Genomic DNA, 16,723 nt, shown 5'->3' on the forward strand with positions numbered 1-16,723 from the left:
TTGCTGATATAATACAGTACTCGATCATCATCAAGGCAGGAAAGATGTATTCGGTCATCCGATTTGGATCGACGATGGATGCGGCTCAGCGTGAGCAGGAGAGACGTCCAGATCCCATGCGGGTCTGGGAGCAGTCAGTGGTACCCGTGACGATGGCGCTGCCGCTACCCACGATACTTGCCTTCACCGGGCCGTTGGCACTGAACCTGGCACCACCCGATCCCGCGATCGATACGGCCGATCGACCGACACGAAGGCGGGTTGCATCGATATCTCCGCTCCCGGCGATAATGATACTGCTGTCGTCTGCATTGCCGGCGATCTTCAGATCGCCCGATCCTGCAATTGCTGCTGACAGATGCGTAGCTTTCACCCGGCCGATCTCCAGCGTACCGGAGCCTGCGACCGTAGCGCCGATATCCGATCCGCTCATACTATCGACGATGAGATTGCCCGATCCAGCAAGCGTGGCAGAGGCGACCGACGGCGCGGTGACTTCGATTCTGGCTGTGCCCTTTATCGGTTCGCGGCGCCAGCGGCGGCCGATGACCAATTGCCCGTCATCGACGACATAACGCAGTTCGGCCAGCACGGCTGGGCTGCCGGAGGCGCGGATTCGCCACTGATTGCCTCGCGTGACTGACACCCTGTCGTTGCCTGCCAGAGTGACCTTTTCGAAGCGCTGCGTGGCAGTGCTCGTCTCGCCGATCAGGCGGCCGTCATCCAGTGTCGAGCGCCATGTCTTTTCTGCAAGCAGGGGCGTTGTCGGGATGGCGGTAACGGTTGCCAGCGCGAGTGCAGCTATCGTCAAAGTGCGTACCATGTGCAGTCTCCAAATTGCAGACTGCATCATTCGCACCGCGGAATAACCACGTCCAACGCGTTCGTCGACAAATGTAATCGATTGGCGGATTATGGCCGGAGTGGCGCCAACAAAAAGGGGCGCCGCATGGCGCCCCTTACGTGTTCGATTAATCAAGCGCGTTACGCGTCTTCGGCATTCTCGTAATATTGCGGCGCATGTTCGCGCAGCACGTCGAGGATTTTCTCGAGCGCAGTCGGCTCGTCCGTCTTCTCCATTGCGGCGAGTTCGCGCGCGAGCCGGCTGGACGCGGCTTCGAAGATCTGCCGTTCGGAATAGCTTTGTTCCGGCTGATCGTCGGGACGGAAGAGGTCGCGAGTCACTTCAGCGATCAGCACGATTTCACCCGAGTTGATCTTGGCTTCGTATTCCTGCGCACGGCGGCTCCACATGGTCCGCTTGACCTTGGGTTTACCCTTGAGAGTTTCCATCGCTTCCTTGAGCGTCTTGTCGGAAGACAGCTTGCGCATGCCGATGGATTCGACCTTGTTGACCGGAACGCGCAGCGTCATGCGCTCTTTTTCGAAGCGGAGGACATAAAGGTCGAGCTGCATGCCGGCGATTTCTTCGCTCTGGAGCTCGATGACACGGCCCACACCGTGCTTGGGGTAAACAACGTAATCGCCAACGTCGAAGGCATCAGGCTTGCTAGCCATGCAATCTTTCCTTTCGTCGGAGCGCGGCGCGAAGGCAGCAGCGTCAAGAAAGGCCCGACTGCGACCCATGCGAGAGTGCAGTGTAAACCCGGTTGTGACGTTGCTGGAAGCGGCGTGCCCTTTCAATTATCTCACCTGGCCGGGAGCAAGCCAGCTCAGTTGTTGCATTATATAGCACAGCCGCAACAAAATTGCGAATCGCAATTGGCAAGGATGCAGCGTTCAACTGAGAGCGGCAACGGCCGCAAGCGATCAGTCGCCTTCGCCGGGCTCGGCCGAGAAGTACTTGTCGTACTTGTCTTCTTCGTCCTTGTGCTCGTCGGCATCGGCCGGCGGTTCTTTCGACTGGGTGATGTTGGGCCATTCGGCGCTGAACTTGGTGTTCAGTTCAAGCCATTTTTCCAGGCCATCTTCCGTGTCGGGGAGAATCGCTTCAGCGGGGCACTCGGGCTCGCAAACGCCGCAATCGATGCATTCGCTGGGATTGATGACGAGCATATTGTCGCCCTCGTAGAAACAATCGACCGGACACACCTCTACACAATCGGTGTACTTGCACTTGATGCAGGCGTCGGTGACGACATAGGTCATTGGTGGCGTAATCCCTGGAACTGTTTGCCTGATCGCGCTGCTAGGGCGGATTATCCGTTGGGGTCAAGCTCCCGATAACAGGCTTGTGCTTCCCGGGGCGGCCCGCGGCGTTCCGGCAACGCGAGGATTTCGATCAGTTTTACCGTGTTACCGAGCGGCAAGGTGAGGATGTCGCCCTCGACGATGTCGCGCGAACAACGCCTGACGCGTTCGCCGTTGCGGCGAATATGGCCCTCGTCGATCAGCCTGTGTGCCGCGCTCCTCGTTCGTGTGAAGCGCAAATGGCACAGCAGCCTGTCGATCCTCACACGTATCTCGTCATGTACGCACCAGATCGGCAAGTGCGGCAAAGGCACTCCCTTCACGGGGTTTCACGGGGGTAGGTCGCTCTTGTTTGCGGCGCGATGGCCGCCATTCCCAGCGATCGGGTCGCGGCGGACCGAATTGGCCTTCGGGCAGCGGCTTTGCTCTCTGCACCCGAAAACCAGCGTTCCCTAGCAAGCGGGAGATGTTATCTTCCTCCAAACCGATGGATATCGGCAGGGCATAGTCGAGCACGAATTTGCGTCTGCGGTCCTTGCTTTGCGCCTTCGCCCGCGTTTCATGCGCCGCGCGCAGTATCTTCTCTGCCAGATCGATACGGATGGCCTGCGTACCCGCGGCGCGATAGCCCGAGGGGAGTTTCTTGGTTTCCGCAATCACCGGCAGCATCGCTTCCTGCAAAGGTCTGCGATCCACGCCGAGCATATTGAGCAATTGCCGTGGGGCGGGTTTCAGCAAGGCTGGCGCAAAGACGTCCAGGGCTCCGAAGGTCACCCCTATCTTTCGCAGGAACGGTCGCATCTCCTTGGGCAAATGCTCCATCCCCGCTCTGTCGCGCGTAACGTAACCATGCCCGGCAATGAGATTGAGCAGCAGAGCGCGCGCTTGCGACCCGGCATCCGGATTGCTTGCCGCATGGTGCATCTTTTCAAGCGGCTCCAGAGGCTGGAGCTTCTTGTCGAGCCATTTTTCCAGCCCGGCCATCAAATTGTTGCGCGCATTTTCGGGCAATGCAGACACTTCACGACTGGGTTTCAGCACTGGCTTTATGCTCCCGTCGCGACGTTCGAGTTCGGCCAGAACCTCGCCCTTCCACCGTATGGCGCCGCGTGCCAGCTCGACACCTTCCATGTCTGCAGCAACCAGCTGGTCAGCCTTCGTCCCTAGCAATTTGGGCAGCGCCTTTTCCGCGGCCGCGAGAAGCATGCGCCGGTCTTCGTGGCGGGCAGAGGAATCCACCTTAAACCGCAATCCTTCAACGTGGCCCAGCACTTCGCCTTCCACGCTAACCTCGCCACTGTCATTCAATTCAATCGGCAGCATGCCTGCATCCTGTCCTAGCGACTTCATCAATATCGCCGTCCTTCGGTTCACGAATCTTTCGGTCAGCCGCGCATGGAGCGCATCCGACAATTTGGCTTCGACGGCGCGCGCTCGCGACGCCATTTCGTCACGCGCCAGCACCCAATCGGGTCGCTGGCAAATATAGGCCCAAGTGCGAATCGCCGAGATCCGCCCCTGCAGCGTATCGATGTCCCCGGACATGTTGTCGAGTTCGCTGATGCGCGCCGCGACATAATCGGCGCCGAGATAGCCTTGCGCAAGGTCCTGCCATAATCGCGCGACGAAACGGGCGTGAACATCGGCGCCGCGTTGACGGAAGTCCGGCAAAGAACAGGCTTCCCAGAACCGGCGCACCATGCCTGCGCCCCGGACATTGGCTCCAATCGGTTCGTCCGCCAGGCGCTTGAGCGTGGCCAGGTCGATGGCTTCCGGGGCAAGGCGCAATGCAGGATCACCCGGCGGTGTCTCCAGATCCGTGATCAGCGTCGCAAGCGAATCGAAGCGCGGTTCCGGCTCGCGCCAGTAGAGGTGGGTGAGCGGCGCGAACCGATGTTCCTCGATCGCATAGACTTCTTCTTCGGTAAATTCGGGCGCCGTGCCGTGCTTGTTCGTCCCGGCGAGCGTGCCAAAGGTCCCGTCACGCTGGTGACGGCCAGCCCGCCCGGCGATCTGGGCCATTTCCGCGGGAAAAAGCCGGCGCATCCGGACCCCGTCGAATTTTGACAGGCCGGCGAAGGCGACATGGTTGACGTCAAGGTTCAGCCCCATGCCGATTGCATCGGTGGCAACGATGTAGTCGACTTCGCCATTCTGGAACAAGGCGACCTGCTTGTTGCGCGTCTCCGGGCTGAGTGCGCCCATCACTACCGCGGCACCGCCACGAAAGCGTCGCAGCATTTCGGCCACGCCGTAGACCTGCTCGGCACTAAAAGCGACGATCGCGCTTCGGGGCGGAAGGCGCGACAGCTTGCGCGGCCCGATGTGGGTAAGGGTGGAGAACCGGGGACGATCGGAAATCTCTGCCTCGGGCACCAGCTGGCGCACCAGCGGTTCTAGCGTGGCCGCGCCCAGCAGCATCGTTTCCTCGCGCCCACGCGTATTGAGCAAATGATCGGTAAAGATATGCCCCCGCTCGCGATCCGCTCCGATTTGTGCTTCGTCCAGGGCAACGAAGGCGGCGCCCGCTCCATCGCGCGGCATCGCTTCGGCGGTACAACACATGTAACGCGCCCCTTTCGGCTCGATACGCTCTTCGCCAGTTATCAGCGCCACGGCGTCATCGCCCTTGATCGCGCGAACGCGGTCATAGACTTCGCGAGCAAGCAGGCGAAGCGGGAAGCCCATGCAGCCGCTGGAATGCGCGGCCATGCGCTCGATCGCCAGATGCGTCTTGCCGGTATTGGTGGGTCCGAGGACTGCCTTGATAGCGCTTCTCTGCACGTGCCCTAGGTGGCAGTGAGCGGGCCTCAGGGCAACCGTGCGGCGCGCCGGAAGTTCGATTCACCGCAATCCGGACTCGCATGGCCGCAAGTTAAGCCCGTCTTTACTTTGTTTTGGCAGGCAAAGCGGGCACAGGCTCTTTAAGCGGGATTGGGTCGCACCGAACACGCATCGGGCGGCCAATACGGAGGGACAGGCGTGTATACGTCCCATACGGACAGTGACGAAGCGGATCTGCAGTCGGCGACGGGTGGGCGAAATGGCTCGGCCGCAGCGCTTGCGCACGACCAGATTCTGCCCAACCTGCCTCTTCCCAAGTTTTCGTGGTCCGCCATGCGCGAACGCCTTTCGGGCCGCATCGCCAGACTGGACCTGGCACCCGACCTTGGCAGTGAAATCGGCAGCAAACGCTGGTTCCGCGGGCTAGGAACCTTTCTAGGCCTGAGTGCGGCCGCTCTAGCTTTCTGGCCGACTTTCGCACCGCTCGAGGCTGCGCCACCTGCGCATATCGATGATGCTGTACGCGACGAGTTTCGCAGCCAGATGATTCTGCCACTGGGACTCGGTGCAGACAGTGGCCGCCACATGGGGGCGACCGCTCTCGTCGCGCCGCTTGCTGCAGCGCCGGAGCGACCCACGATCGAGATGGTCGCGACGCTGGCCAAGGGCGACAGCTTCGAACGCATGCTGCGCCGGGCTGGTGTCGGCGTGGGCGACACCGATCGCGTAGCCGCGCTTGTCGCAGGGGCAATCCCCCTGTCGGACCTGGAATCGGGCACGCAGTTCGACATCACCTTGGGGCGCCGTACGGCACCTGGCCAACCCCGGCCGTTGCAGTCGATCGCATTTCGCGCGCGGTTCGATCTCGAACTGGACGTTGGCCGCCTTCACGATGGCGCCGATCTTTCACTTACCCGCAAGATTATACGCGTTGACGATACGCCTTTGCGGATACGCGGTGTGGTGGGCGACAGTCTGTACCGCTCGGCGCGAGCGGCGGGAGCACCGGCGAGCGCCGTTCAGGCCTATCTCAAGACGCTGGGCCAGCACGTGAACCTCGACCGGGAAGTCAGGTCCGGAGATACATTCGATTTCATCGTCGCGCATCGCCGTGCCGCCACGGGCGAACGGCAGGCGGGCCAGTTGCTTTATGCGGGTCTGGACCGGGGCGAAAAACCTGCCGTCCAGTTGATGCGCTGGGGCAAGGATGGCGAGTTTTACGAGGCATCGGGTGTCGGGGAGCAACGCGGCGGCCTGATGGCGCCCGTGCCGGGTCGTATGAGCTCGCGCTTCGGCATGCGCCGCCATCCGATCCTCGGCTATCGCCGGATGCATTCGGGGCTCGATTTCAAGGCGGGCCACGGCCAGCCCATCGTCGCAGTCACGGATGGCCGCGTGCTGTCGGCAGGGCGCGCTGGCGGATGCGGCAATGCGGTGAAGCTGCGCCACGGTGGCGGCATCGATACGCGTTATTGCCACATGAGCCGCATCGCCGTGGACCGCGGGCAGAATGTACGGCGCGGGCAGGTGATCGGCTATGTCGGCTCGACCGGCCTGTCGACCGGGCCGCATCTCCATTACGAGATGTATCGCAACGGGCGCGCCATCGATCCCGCATCGGTCCAGTATGTGACGCGGGCGCAGCTTGCGGGGGCTGAACTGCAGCGGTTCAAGGATACTCTGGCCAAGATGAAGACGGTCGAGCCCGGGGCCGCGCTTGCCGAGCTGGAACAGACCGCCACCGAAGTCGCTGCCGAAGCGCCCGTGCGCGAAATCGACAGGCTTGCGCTGCCGAAGAAGTAGCCCGGCGATTGCGCCGCGTGCGTGCTTGCGGCAGAGCGCTTGTATGACAAACGCAAGCTATCCCAACACCCGCATGCGCCGCACCCGTGCGAGCAGCTGGAGCCGCGCGATGTATCGCGAAACCGTGCTGACGCCGGCGGACCTCATCTGGCCGCTGTTCGTCACCGACGGCAAGGGTGTGGAGGAGCCGGTTGCGAGCCTGCCCGGAGTATCGCGCTGGTCCGTCGACGGTATCGCAAAGCATGCGAAACAAGCGTTTGATCTGGGGATTCCATGTGTCGCATTGTTCCCGAACACCCAGCCGAACAAGCGCAGCGACGATGGGGCCGAGGCGTTCAATCCCGACAATCTGATGTGCCGCGCCATCAAGGCGATCCGCGATGCCTGTGGATCGGACATCGGCATTCTGACGGACGTCGCACTCGACCCCTATACCAGCCACGGGCAGGACGGGCTGCTGGACGACAGCGGCTATGTCCTCAACGACGATACGGTCGCGGTGCTGGTGGATCAGGCCGTGAACCAGGCGAATGCCGGGGCCGATATCATCGCGCCGTCGGACATGATGGACGGGCGTGTGCGAGCAATCCGCATGGCGCTGGAGATGAACCAGCATCCCAATGTCCAGATCATGGCTTACGCGGCCAAATATGCCTCTGCCTTCTATGGCCCGTTCCGTGACGCCGTGGGGTCGGGCGGCCTGCTGAAGGGCGACAAGAAAAGCTATCAGATGGATCCCGCCAATGGCGATGAGGCCATGCGCGAGATCGCGATGGATATTGCCGAGGGGGCGGATAGCGTGATGGTCAAGCCGGGGCTGGCCTATCTCGACATCATCTGGCGCGCGAAACAGGAATTCCACGTCCCGGTTTTCGCCTATCAGGTGAGCGGAGAATATGCGCTGATCGAAGCCGGTGCTGCAGCGGGCGTGGGTGACCGCGATGCCTTGCTGATGGAAAAGCTGCTCGCCTTCAAGCGCGCCGGATGCAGCGGCGTGCTGACCTATCACGCCCCGCGCGCCGCACAGCTTCTCAATGGCTGAGTTCCGTCTGGAGACCGAAAGGCTGATCCTGCGCGACTGGCGCGGCGATGCCGACTGGGACGAGTTCTTCCGCGTCACCAACACCCCCGCGGTCATGCAATGGCTGGGCGACGTGCTCGACGATGCGGGCTGCGACAAGCAGCGCGCCCGGGTCGAGGCCTGCCGCGCGAAGAACGGATTCTGCTTCTGGGTCGTTGAGCGCAGGGAAGACGGCGCCATGCTCGGCTTCTGCGGTATCAAGCGCGCCGACGCGCCGGGATCGACGCTGACGGGCGAGTTCGAGGTGGGCTGGCGCCTGCGCGAAGATGCCTGGGGCAGGGGCTATGCCAGGGAAGCGGCCGCGGCGACGCTCAATGCCGCTTTCGACACATTCGGCGCAGAAGAAGTCTTCGCCCTGACGGTTCCTGGCAACACGGCGAGCTGGGGCCTGATGAAACGACTTGGCATGACCCGGCGCGAAGAGCTCGACTATGTCGACAACCGCTACGAAGAACCGTGGAACCCGACCATCGTCTATTCGATCGACCGCGATGCATGGAGCACGGACCGTGGCTGACATCATTGCCGAAACGGACCGGCTGATCCTGCGCACGATTGAAGAAGGCGATGCGGCGGAACAGGATCGCGTGCTGAATACGCCGACCGTGATGGCGCGTCTCGGCGGCGTGAAAGAGCTGCAGGAGATCGAAGCGAAACATGCGAAATCGCGCGCGCTTTATGCGCAGCATGGTTTCAGCTTCCTGTTCATGATCGAAAAGGCCAGCGGCGAAATGGTCGGCCACTGCGGCATCAAGCAGGTCGACAATCCGCTGGCGCAGAACCAGGGCGATCACGAGATCGGCTGGCTGGTGCGGGAGGATCGCTGGCGGCGCGGCTATGCCGAAGAAGCGATGCATGCCGTGCTCGACTGGGCTTTTACCCGTGTCGGGGCGCCCCATGTCGTCGCGCTGACCAGCCATGCCAACATCGGCAGCTGGAAACTGATGGAAAAGCTCGGCATGGTGCGCCGCAAAGATCTGGATTTCTCCGACCCCGCCTATCCGGCCGAGGACAATCCGACGATCCAGTATTCGCTTTCGCGCGAGCAATGGGAGAGCACACGATGACCGCGAGCCGCCCCCCTGCGTCCCGACCGGGCGTCACCATCATTCCGATTCACGGCCACACGCCGAAGATCCATGACAGCGCCTTCATCGCGCCCGGTTGTACCATCATCGGCAATGTCGAGATCGGTGCCGACAGTTCGGTGTGGTACAATTGCGTGCTGCGTGCCGATGTCAGCCGCATCGTCATCGGCGAACGGACGAATATCCAGGACGGCAGTGTCTGCCATTGCGATCCGGAGCGCCCGGGCGACCCTGACGGATCGCCGCTGATCATCGGCGACGACGTGCTGATCGGGCATATGGCCATGGTGCATGGCTGCATGATCGAGGACCGCGGCTTCGTGGGACTGGGTGCCATCGCAATGAACAAGGCGGTTATCGCCAGCGATTCGATGCTGGCTGCAGGCGCCATGCTGACCGAAGGCAAGGTGATGGGCCCGCGCGAATTATGGGGCGGGCGGCCTGCACGAAAGATGCGCGATCTCGACGATGCGGCAATCGCGGGAATGCGGATGGGCGTGGCGCATTACGCCGAAAACGCCAGGCATCACGCGGCAGCGGTGGATGAAGCGCTTACCCGCTGACCTGCCCGATGCGGACGCCCTGCGCGCCCTGATCGACGAGCAGGGACGCCTTGCCGTTCGGGCCACCCCGGGCGCACGAAGCGAAACCATTACGATCACCGGCACTGGCGTCGGCGTGAAAGTACGCGCCAAGCCGCAGGAAGGGGCCGCCAACACGGCCGTGATCCGGCTGGTCGCGCGCGCGCTCGATCTGGCGCCGTCACGCGTGGAACTGTTGCGCGGCGCAACTTCGCGCGAGAAACTGCTGCGGATCGCTCTCTAGATCCCCTCGTCCGCGGGCGGATCGTCCGTTCGACCTTTTTCCACCAGGGCGGCGTAGCAAAACAGCAGGAAGGCCATCGCGCACAGGATCGCCGGCGAGTGATCCTGCACAAGCTTGTGGAGCATCCCGCCGGCAATCGCGCCCAGAGCGAGCGCCATCCAGAGCCACCCGTAGCCGCGCGAACCTTCCTGAGAACGGCCCGACATGCGCGCGGCAAGGCCCTGTCCGAACCGGACCAGCGCCCCGGTCATATAGGTCACGCCGACGGTCACTTCGCCATCTTTGGTAAAGACGTTGTTCGCCATTCCCATGGCGAGCGCCGATGCGGCGAGAAACCCGACCGTCGATCCGAGCATGCTGGCGATCGCACCGGCGCCGAGGACCAGGGTGACGGCGGCCAGCAGGGCTCTCTTGCGCCAGTCAGGCCAGCGCGATGCAAGCAGCGATCCCAGCACCACGCCGGTAACAAAGCCGCAGATCAGCGCAAACGGGATGTAGGCGATCGACGGCTGCCCGGCGATGTGCAGACCCAGCCGGGTGGTATTGCCCGACATGAAGGAGGCGAAATATCCGCCGGTCCTGATGAAGCCTGTCGCATCCACCGTGCCTGCCAGAAAGGCGAGGCCGAGCGCGAGTTTCCTGCGGGCGGGATCGTAACGGTGCACGCCGGCACCATGCCCACCGCGGGTTTGAAATCAATCCTTGATCAGCGCCTTCAGCGCTTCGATGCGATCGGCTTCGTGCGGTGGCTTGTCCCAGCGGATGCGGTGAATGCGGGGAAATCGCATGGCGAGGCCGGATTTGTGGCGCTTGCTGTCATGTACGCTGTCGAAGGCAACTTCGAAGACCAGGCTCTTGTCCGTTTCGCGCACCGGCCCGAAGCGGTTGACCGTGTTCTGCCGCACATGGCGATCCAGCTTCTTCAGTTCCTCGTCCGTGAAACCGGAATAGGCCTTGCCGACCGGGAGGAGGTCCGCCCCGGCATCGGGATCGCCGTCCCAGCATCCGAAGGTGTAATCGGAATAGAAACTCGACCGCTTGCCGCTGCCGCGCTGGGCATACATCAGGACGCAATCCACCAGCAGCGGATCGCGCTTCCACTTGTACCAGTATCCCACCCGGCGTCCGGCGATGTAGGGGCTGTCCTTGCGTTTCAGCATCAGCCCTTCGATGGCGTCATCCCGGCTGCCTTCGCGGATTTCGCCCAGATGTTCGAAATCGCGCGCGTCGACCACCCGGCTGAGGTCGAAATGGCTTTCGGGCAGGCGATCCATCAGTTTTTCCAGGCGTTGGCGCCGCTTGGTCCAGGGAAGGGCGCGCAGATCTTCGCCGTCGAGAAGCAGCACGTCGTAAAGCCGCACGAACGCGGGCGCTTCGGCCAGCATCTTCTTGGACACCGTCTTGCGCCCGAGCCGCTGTTGAAGCGCGTTGAAGCTGGCTGCGCCCCCTTCTTCCCCACCCTGATGCGTTCCGCGCACCAGCAGTTCGCCATCGAGAACGGCGGGAAAGGGAAGCACATCGAGCAGTTCGGGGAAGGTTGCGGAGATATCGTCGCCCGAGCGGGAGAACAGTTTCGTTTCGTCCCCCGCCCGTACCAATTGCACGCGGATACCGTCCCATTTCCATTCTGCCGCATAATCCGCCAGATCGACCACCGTTTCTTCGAGCGGGTGGGCCAGCATGAAGGGGCGGAAGGTCGGCAGGTTCGCCATGTCGGGCGGCGCTTCGCCGTTGGCGGCCCAGTCGAACAGTTCGGGATAGGGAGGGGCGAGACCGTGCCAATATTCCTCCACCTCGTCGACCGAGACGTCGAAGGCCTGCGCGAAGGCGGTCTTGGCCAGGCGGCTGGAAACGCCGATCCGCATACCCCCGGTGGCGAGCTTGAGCAGGGCGTAGCGGCCGGATGCATCGAGCCGGTCGAGCAGCCGGGGCAGTTCGGAGACGACGGTCTTGCGGTTCATCCCTTCGAGCAGTTCGACCGTTTCGGTCACCCCCGGGGGCGAGGGGGGATGTTCGGGCGCGGGCCACAGCAGGCTGGCCGTTTCCGCGGTATCGCCCACGAAATCGCGACTGAGTGTCCATAGCACCGGATCGATCCGATCCTTGAGCAGATTGCGGATGGTGGAAGATTTGACGGCCGGAAAATCCAGCCCGTCGGACAGGGCGGCAAGCGCCCAGCCGCGATCGGGATCGGGTGTCGCCCGAAGATATTCGGCGATCAGCCGCAGTTTCTCGTTGCGGCTGCGCGTATAGACCAGCGCATCGATAAGGGCGGCGAACTGCTCCAAGCCGTCAGCTCTTGGCTATGACCACTTCGACGCGGCGGTTCTTCTGCATGCCACTGGCATTTTCCTTCCCGTCCGGCGTCATGTTCTGCGCCACGGGCCGGCTTTCGCCGAGGCCCTTTACGGTCATCCGGTCTGCCGGGACCTGGCGTACATCTTTCAGATAGTCGCGGACCGCCTGCGCCCGCCGTTCCGACAGGCGCTGATTGTAGGCATCGTCGCCCTGGCTGTCGGTATGGCCCTCCACGGCCACCTTGGCCGAGGAATCGGATTTGATCAGTTCAGCCAGCTTGTCGAGCGTGGGCCGGGCGGCGGCGCGTATTTCGGCCTTGTCCGTATCGAACAGGACGTCGCCGGGCAGCGACACGAGCGTACCGCGATCGGTTTCCTTCGCTTCCAGTTCGGAGCGCAGCGTGGAGACCGAGCTGGCCGATCGCGCCGACGCGCCCGGCGCGGAGCCGATCAGCCGAAGCGAACTAGATTTTTTTTTTGCTCCGTCTTCGGTGAAGGCGGCGCTGGTCAGCTGCATCGGAATGCGGAAGCCCGGATAACGCGAATCGTCGTCTTCCAGATATTTTGCTTCGTTGAAGAAGAGAGTTGCGGGCCCGCCCTGGCTGAGACGACCCTTGAAGACGAGTTCTGCCCGAACCTGCTGGCCGGGAGGGATTTCGAGCCTTTCGTTATTGGCGGGAGCCTGGACTTCGAGCTTTCCGCCATCCGGACCGAACAGATAGGCGCCGCCGAAGCCGTTCAGCGTCACCGGAAAATCCGCGCCATTGTTGATCGTCATGGTGACAAGCGTTTCGGTAGGCGTTGCGCGGATCGATTCGAGCGCGATGCTGGTGCCGGTGGGGTGCGTTTGTTCGATATCGAGCGGCATTGCTTCGCCATCGGCATACAGCGCGCCATCGTCGGAGGCGGCTGCTTCGTCAGCCTGATCGCTTGTCGAAATGGTGGAGCCTTCGGCCTGGTTGTCGTCTTCCTTTACCGAACAACCGGCCACCAGAATTGCGGCCATCGATAGTGTTGCCAACGTCTTACGCATCGCAATCTCCCTTTTTCGCCTTACGCGAATGGTTGGAAAAACTGTCGAACCGCGTGCTCGTTCCGGTCAATCGTCCTCGTCCTCGTAGCCGACCATGGCAAGTGCGCGTGCGCGCTTCTGGTGCAACTGGCACCAGCGCAGCAGGGCATCCTCGCGCCCGTGGGTGATCCAGTTCTCCTGCGCGCCGACTTCCTGGATCGTGCGGGTAAGCTCGCCCCAGTCGGCATGATCGGAAATGATCAGCGGCAGTTCGACATTGCGCTGGCGCGCGCGCTGGCGAATGCGCATCCAGCCGCTGGCCATGGCGGTGATCGGTTCTGGCAGGCGGCGCGACCAGCGATCGTTGAGGGCGGACGGCGGGCAGATGACGATCGATCCGCGCATATCGTCCTTGGCATGATCGGCAACCAGTCGCAGCTCGCCGAGGTCGATCCCGTGTTCTTCATAGAGCCGGCACATCTTTTCCATCGCGCCGTGGAGGTAGATCGGGTCCTTGTGCCCCGCGCGCCGCAATTCGGCGATGACACGCTGCGCCTTGCCCAGGGCGTAGGCGCCGACCAGCACGCAGCTGTCCGGGTGCGCGGCGAGGCGATCGAGCAGCTTGGCCATCTCGTCCTCGATCGGCGGGTGGCAGAAGACCGGCAGGCCGAACGTCGCCTCGGTGATGAAGATGTCGCACGGTGTGACTTCGAAAGGCGGGCAGGTGGGGTCGTGGCGTCGCTTGTAATCGCCGGTGACGATCACGCGCTCTCCCGCATGTTCGAGGAGGATCTGCGCGCTGCCGAGGACATGCCCTGCCGGAATATAGGTCGCATCGACGCCGCCGGGGAGCCGGATGGTCTCGCCATAGGCGACTGGCGTCGCTCCGTCGCGAGTCGCGTAGCGCAACTCCATGATCGCCAGTGTCTCGGGCGTGGCGACGGTCTGCCCATGCCCGCCGCGCGCATGATCGGCATGGCCGTGCGTCACCAGCGCCCGGTCGACCGCGCGGCTGGGATCGACCCAGCAATCGGCAGGGACGATGTGAATACCGTGCGGTTCGGGCTTGATCCAGGAGAAGGGGGCGGCGGCCATCCCCGATTCAAGCGCGGGAACGCACAAGCGTTCCCGCGCAGGTGCCAGCTATCGAGCGGGAGAGGCGCGCAGACGCTCGATAACGCGCTTCAGGCTTGGTTTCTGGCCGGTTGAGAGCAGGCTGGCCCGGAACAGCCGGCCGATCAGGACCAGCTCGATTACGATGGCACCGGCAAGCAGGACGCCCGAACCGACCATTTCCCACCACTCGATGCCCATTCCGAGGCGCGCCAGCACGGTGAACGGCGTCCATAGCGGAACCCAGGTGAGAACCTGTACGATCCAGCCCGAATTCCCCGCCAGGATCGCCTGAATCAGGAAGGTCACCGGCAGCAGGATCAGGAGCATTACGGGCATAAGATAGCCTTGCGCCTCGCTCATCGAATCGACCATCGCACCGATCGCCACGAACAGGGCGGAAATCGCGATGTAGCCGGCGATGAAGAAGAACAGGATCGCAGCGATGATGCCGGGGCTGGAGACCGGATCGAGCGCGGGGCGGATCATATCCGATATCGCGCCCTGCGTCGCATAAGCGGCAACGCCTGCACAGGCGCCCCAGACGAGGATCATCAGCAGACCGACGCTGAGCGAGCCCAGGAGCTTGCCGTACATGAGGTCTTCCGGGCGAATACAGGCAAGGAGCGATTCGAGGAGCTTGTTGGAGCGCTCCTCCACCGAGCCCTGCAGCATCCAGCTGCCCGAAAGCATCAGGCTCATCACGAGGATATAGGCGAGGGCCAGCGGCACGATCGAGCGTACCAGCAAGGCCTCGCGCGCGCCGCCGCCGGGAGGAGGTGTATCGACCGCGATGACGGGGCTTGCGCTTTGCACGGCCGCCGCATTCGCAGGTGAGACGCCCTGAGCGGCCAACAGGCGCGCCCGCAGATCGGTTGTCAGCACTTCCTGCATCGTAGTGACGAAGCTGCCGCGGGGCTGGTTGGCGGAGAAGAGCTGGATACGCGGATCGGCGGGGTAATTCTCGCCGATCAGAACAACGATTTCCGGCGAAGCATCGTCATCTGCATCGAACAGGGCACGGGCCTCGGTACCGAAATCCCCTCCCCTTGCGGCAGAGAGTTCTGCTGACGGAGCGGAAAAGGCATAGGCGGGCGGATCAGGCTCGAATTGGGGGACGCCCTCCGGCCGGACGGCAGCGATCTTTTCAAGAGCGGCGTCCAGCCCGCCCGCCCGCTCGAACGCCGCGATGTCCGCGTCGGTATACCAGCGGTCATATCGCGCCCAGCTTGCTTTCGGATCGGCCTGTTCCAGTCCGTAGCGCTGGACGTAGCGCGACAGGTCGCGCAGCAGCCATTGGGCATCTTCGGCCGCGAACCGCGCCTTCAGAGCCTGCGCCGCATCGCCTCCGGACCGATCCACCACGGTTACCCGGGTGGGCTCATCGTCATCCAAACTCTCAGCAAAAATCGGCCCGAGCGCGAATGCGACGGGCAGGATCAGCAGAGTGAGCCAGAAGCTCTTCATCTTGAGGATCTGCCGAATTTCGCGCCCCGCGACCAGCAGCACATTATTCATGTCGATCGACGGGCTCATCAGGCGGCCTCCCTTTCCATCGCCGCTTGATCGGGATCCGCCCCGACCAACTGAACAAACACATCGTGCAAGCTTGCCCGGTGTTCGTCCCAGCGGCGTAGCGCAATCGCATTTGCGCTGCAGTGTTCGAGGACCGTAGCGGGATCGACGCCATCGGATAGATGCAGGGTCCAGTCGTGCCAACCATCGCCATGTGCCTCGCCACGTTCAGCGCGGGCGACGCCGGGGATCAGCGAAAGATCCGATTTGGCCATAGCGACCAGCCGCGCGGGCAAGGCCGCGCGCGCTTTATCCAGCGTGCCTTCGAACCGCTTACGGCCTTTGCGCAACAGCAGCAGGCGATCGCACAGGCGTTCGGCGTGCTGCATCACATGGGTCGAAAAGATCACCGCTGCGCCCCGATGGGATGCGCGCAGGATTTCGTTTTCCAGCAGCCCCTGATTAACCGGGTCGAGACCTGAAAACGGCTCGTCCAGCATCAGCAGTTCGGGATCGTTGACGAGCGAAGTGGCAAGCTGGACCTTCTGGGCCATCCCCTTCGACATGTCGCCGATATCGCTCTTGGCGCGGTCGGCGAGATCGAAGCGGGTGAGAAGTTCCATTCCGCGATTACGGGCATCGGCGGGCTTCATCCCCTTCAGCCGTCCGAAATACACGATCGTGTCGATCGCGCTCATTCCGGCGTACAGACCACGCTCTTCCGGGAGGAAACCGATGGCCTGCGCATTGCGTCGGTCGGGCGGGCTGCCCAGCACACTGATCGTCCCTGACGTCGGACGGATGATGTCGAGCACCATGCGCAAGGTCGTTGTCTTGCCGGCGCCGTTACCACCGAGAAATCCGAAAATCTCGCCTGGGGAGACCGAGAACGACAGGTCGTCGACAGCGACCACGCCTTCGAACCGCTTGACCAGATTGGATATTTTGAGAACCGACATGCATCCCCCCGACTATGTACCGGTAGGGCGTAAGTGAAGCTGTCCACCTTCACAAGCGTGGCTCGGTGAACGATCAACAGAGCCCCATCGAGGGG

The 16,723-nt window shown here is 62.8% G+C and carries 17 protein-coding genes; 6 read left to right on the plus strand and 11 right to left on the minus strand.

Annotation, left to right across the window (positions count from 1 at the left end):
* Positions 1 to 85 precede the first annotated feature (85 nt).
* From K3177_RS02425 to K3177_RS02445, 5 genes are all read right to left on the minus strand, one after another.
* The gene (locus K3177_RS02425; protein WP_221596833.1) at positions 86 to 823 is read right to left on the minus strand and encodes a head GIN domain-containing protein; all 738 of its coding nucleotides are present in this window, start codon (positions 821 to 823) and stop codon (positions 86 to 88) included.
* 161 nt (positions 824 to 984) lie between these two features.
* A complete protein-coding gene (locus K3177_RS02430) occupies positions 985 to 1,518 on the minus strand; it encodes a CarD family transcriptional regulator (protein WP_103024716.1) in 534 nt (177 codons plus the stop codon).
* Between the two features lie 252 nt (positions 1,519 to 1,770).
* The gene (gene fdxA, locus K3177_RS02435; protein WP_103024715.1) at positions 1,771 to 2,109 is read right to left on the minus strand and encodes a ferredoxin FdxA; all 339 of its coding nucleotides are present in this window, start codon (positions 2,107 to 2,109) and stop codon (positions 1,771 to 1,773) included.
* A gap of 50 nt (positions 2,110 to 2,159) precedes the next feature.
* On the minus strand, positions 2,160 to 2,417 hold the full coding sequence (locus tag K3177_RS02440) for an RNA-binding S4 domain-containing protein (protein ID WP_103024714.1): 258 nt from the start codon (positions 2,415 to 2,417) through the stop codon (positions 2,160 to 2,162).
* A 10-nt stretch (positions 2,418 to 2,427) separates the two neighbouring features.
* Positions 2,428 to 4,863, minus strand: coding sequence for a helicase-related protein (locus tag K3177_RS02445; protein ID WP_221597425.1), 2,436 nt, complete (start codon positions 4,861 to 4,863; stop codon positions 2,428 to 2,430).
* A gap of 270 nt (positions 4,864 to 5,133) precedes the next feature.
* Between K3177_RS02445 and K3177_RS02450 the strand changes: the two genes are divergently transcribed.
* From K3177_RS02450 to K3177_RS02475, 6 genes are read left to right on the plus strand one after another with little or no spacing between them, the layout of a single operon-like run.
* Complete coding sequence (locus K3177_RS02450; RefSeq protein WP_345725343.1) at positions 5,134 to 6,738, plus strand: peptidoglycan DD-metalloendopeptidase family protein; 1,605 nt, start codon at positions 5,134 to 5,136, stop codon at positions 6,736 to 6,738.
* Between the two features lie 43 nt (positions 6,739 to 6,781).
* Positions 6,782 to 7,780 (plus strand): porphobilinogen synthase, encoded by a 999-nt coding sequence (gene hemB, locus K3177_RS02455; RefSeq protein WP_103024712.1) that lies wholly within the window; start codon positions 6,782 to 6,784, stop codon positions 7,778 to 7,780.
* Positions 7,773 to 8,336 (plus strand): GNAT family N-acetyltransferase, encoded by a 564-nt coding sequence (locus K3177_RS02460; RefSeq protein ID WP_221596835.1) that lies wholly within the window; start codon positions 7,773 to 7,775, stop codon positions 8,334 to 8,336. Before hemB ends, K3177_RS02460 begins: the two co-directional genes overlap by 8 nt.
* Complete coding sequence (locus K3177_RS02465) at positions 8,329 to 8,886, plus strand: GNAT family N-acetyltransferase (protein ID WP_221596837.1); 558 nt, start codon at positions 8,329 to 8,331, stop codon at positions 8,884 to 8,886. The genes K3177_RS02460 and K3177_RS02465 overlap by 8 nt, the downstream gene beginning before the upstream one ends.
* Positions 8,883 to 9,470 carry a gamma carbonic anhydrase family protein gene (locus K3177_RS02470; RefSeq protein ID WP_221596838.1) on the plus strand — a complete coding sequence of 196 codons (588 nt, stop codon included), beginning with the start codon at positions 8,883 to 8,885 and terminating at the stop codon, positions 9,468 to 9,470. Before K3177_RS02465 ends, K3177_RS02470 begins: the two co-directional genes overlap by 4 nt.
* Positions 9,451 to 9,732 (plus strand): DUF167 domain-containing protein, encoded by a 282-nt coding sequence (locus K3177_RS02475; protein WP_221596840.1) that lies wholly within the window; start codon positions 9,451 to 9,453, stop codon positions 9,730 to 9,732. Before K3177_RS02470 ends, K3177_RS02475 begins: the two co-directional genes overlap by 20 nt.
* Here the strand turns inward: K3177_RS02475 and K3177_RS02480 are convergent.
* The 6 genes from K3177_RS02480 to K3177_RS02505 form a co-directional block, all read right to left on the minus strand.
* Complete coding sequence (locus K3177_RS02480) at positions 9,729 to 10,397, minus strand: YoaK family protein (protein WP_221596842.1); 669 nt, start codon at positions 10,395 to 10,397, stop codon at positions 9,729 to 9,731. The two genes, K3177_RS02475 and K3177_RS02480, sit on opposite strands and share 4 nt — an antisense overlap.
* 30 nt (positions 10,398 to 10,427) lie before the next feature.
* Entirely contained in the window at positions 10,428 to 12,020 is a 1,593-nt protein-coding gene (locus K3177_RS02485) for a cisplatin damage response ATP-dependent DNA ligase (protein ID WP_221596844.1), read from the minus strand.
* Between the two features lie 4 nt (positions 12,021 to 12,024).
* Positions 12,025 to 13,062 carry an OmpA family protein gene (locus K3177_RS02490; RefSeq protein ID WP_221596846.1) on the minus strand — a complete coding sequence of 346 codons (1,038 nt, stop codon included), beginning with the start codon at positions 13,060 to 13,062 and terminating at the stop codon, positions 12,025 to 12,027.
* 66 nt (positions 13,063 to 13,128) lie between these two features.
* Positions 13,129 to 14,136: a ligase-associated DNA damage response exonuclease gene (locus K3177_RS02495; RefSeq protein ID WP_221596848.1), complete on the minus strand. Its 1,008-nt coding sequence runs from the start codon at positions 14,134 to 14,136 to the stop codon at positions 13,129 to 13,131.
* Between the two features lie 48 nt (positions 14,137 to 14,184).
* Complete coding sequence (locus K3177_RS02500) at positions 14,185 to 15,690, minus strand: ABC transporter permease (protein ID WP_221596850.1); 1,506 nt, start codon at positions 15,688 to 15,690, stop codon at positions 14,185 to 14,187.
* Complete coding sequence (locus tag K3177_RS02505; protein ID WP_221596852.1) at positions 15,690 to 16,628, minus strand: ABC transporter ATP-binding protein; 939 nt, start codon at positions 16,626 to 16,628, stop codon at positions 15,690 to 15,692. Before K3177_RS02505 ends, K3177_RS02500 begins: the two co-directional genes overlap by 1 nt.
* Positions 16,629 to 16,723: the final 95 nt, after the last annotated feature.

The organism is Qipengyuania pacifica (genome assembly GCF_019711555.1).
Taxonomy (GTDB): domain Bacteria; phylum Pseudomonadota; class Alphaproteobacteria; order Sphingomonadales; family Sphingomonadaceae; genus Qipengyuania; species Qipengyuania pacifica.

What these genes read in the sequence shown, in the direction of transcription:
- K3177_RS02425 (WP_221596833.1), bottom strand. Translation starts at nt 823, where the DNA reads ATGGTACGCACTTTGACGATAGCTGCACTCGCGCTGGCAACCGTTACC.
- K3177_RS02430 (WP_103024716.1), bottom strand. Translation starts at nt 1,518, where the DNA reads ATGGCTAGCAAGCCTGATGCCTTCGACGTTGGCGATTACGTTGTTTAC.
- fdxA (WP_103024715.1), bottom strand. Translation starts at nt 2,109, where the DNA reads ATGACCTATGTCGTCACCGACGCCTGCATCAAGTGCAAGTACACCGAT.
- K3177_RS02445 (WP_221597425.1), bottom strand. Translation starts at nt 4,863, where the DNA reads ATGGCCGCGCATTCCAGCGGCTGCATGGGCTTCCCGCTTCGCCTGCTT.
- hemB (WP_103024712.1), top strand. Translation starts at nt 6,782, where the DNA reads ATGACAAACGCAAGCTATCCCAACACCCGCATGCGCCGCACCCGTGCG.
- K3177_RS02460 (WP_221596835.1), top strand. Translation starts at nt 7,773, where the DNA reads ATGGCTGAGTTCCGTCTGGAGACCGAAAGGCTGATCCTGCGCGACTGG.
- K3177_RS02470 (WP_221596838.1), top strand. Translation starts at nt 8,883, where the DNA reads ATGACCGCGAGCCGCCCCCCTGCGTCCCGACCGGGCGTCACCATCATT.
- K3177_RS02475 (WP_221596840.1), top strand. Translation starts at nt 9,451, where the DNA reads ATGAAGCGCTTACCCGCTGACCTGCCCGATGCGGACGCCCTGCGCGCC.
- K3177_RS02490 (WP_221596846.1), bottom strand. Translation starts at nt 13,062, where the DNA reads ATGCGTAAGACGTTGGCAACACTATCGATGGCCGCAATTCTGGTGGCC.
- K3177_RS02495 (WP_221596848.1), bottom strand. Translation starts at nt 14,136, where the DNA reads ATGGCCGCCGCCCCCTTCTCCTGGATCAAGCCCGAACCGCACGGTATT.
- K3177_RS02500 (WP_221596850.1), bottom strand. Translation starts at nt 15,690, where the DNA reads ATGAGCCCGTCGATCGACATGAATAATGTGCTGCTGGTCGCGGGGCGC.
- K3177_RS02505 (WP_221596852.1), bottom strand. Translation starts at nt 16,628, where the DNA reads ATGTCGGTTCTCAAAATATCCAATCTGGTCAAGCGGTTCGAAGGCGTG.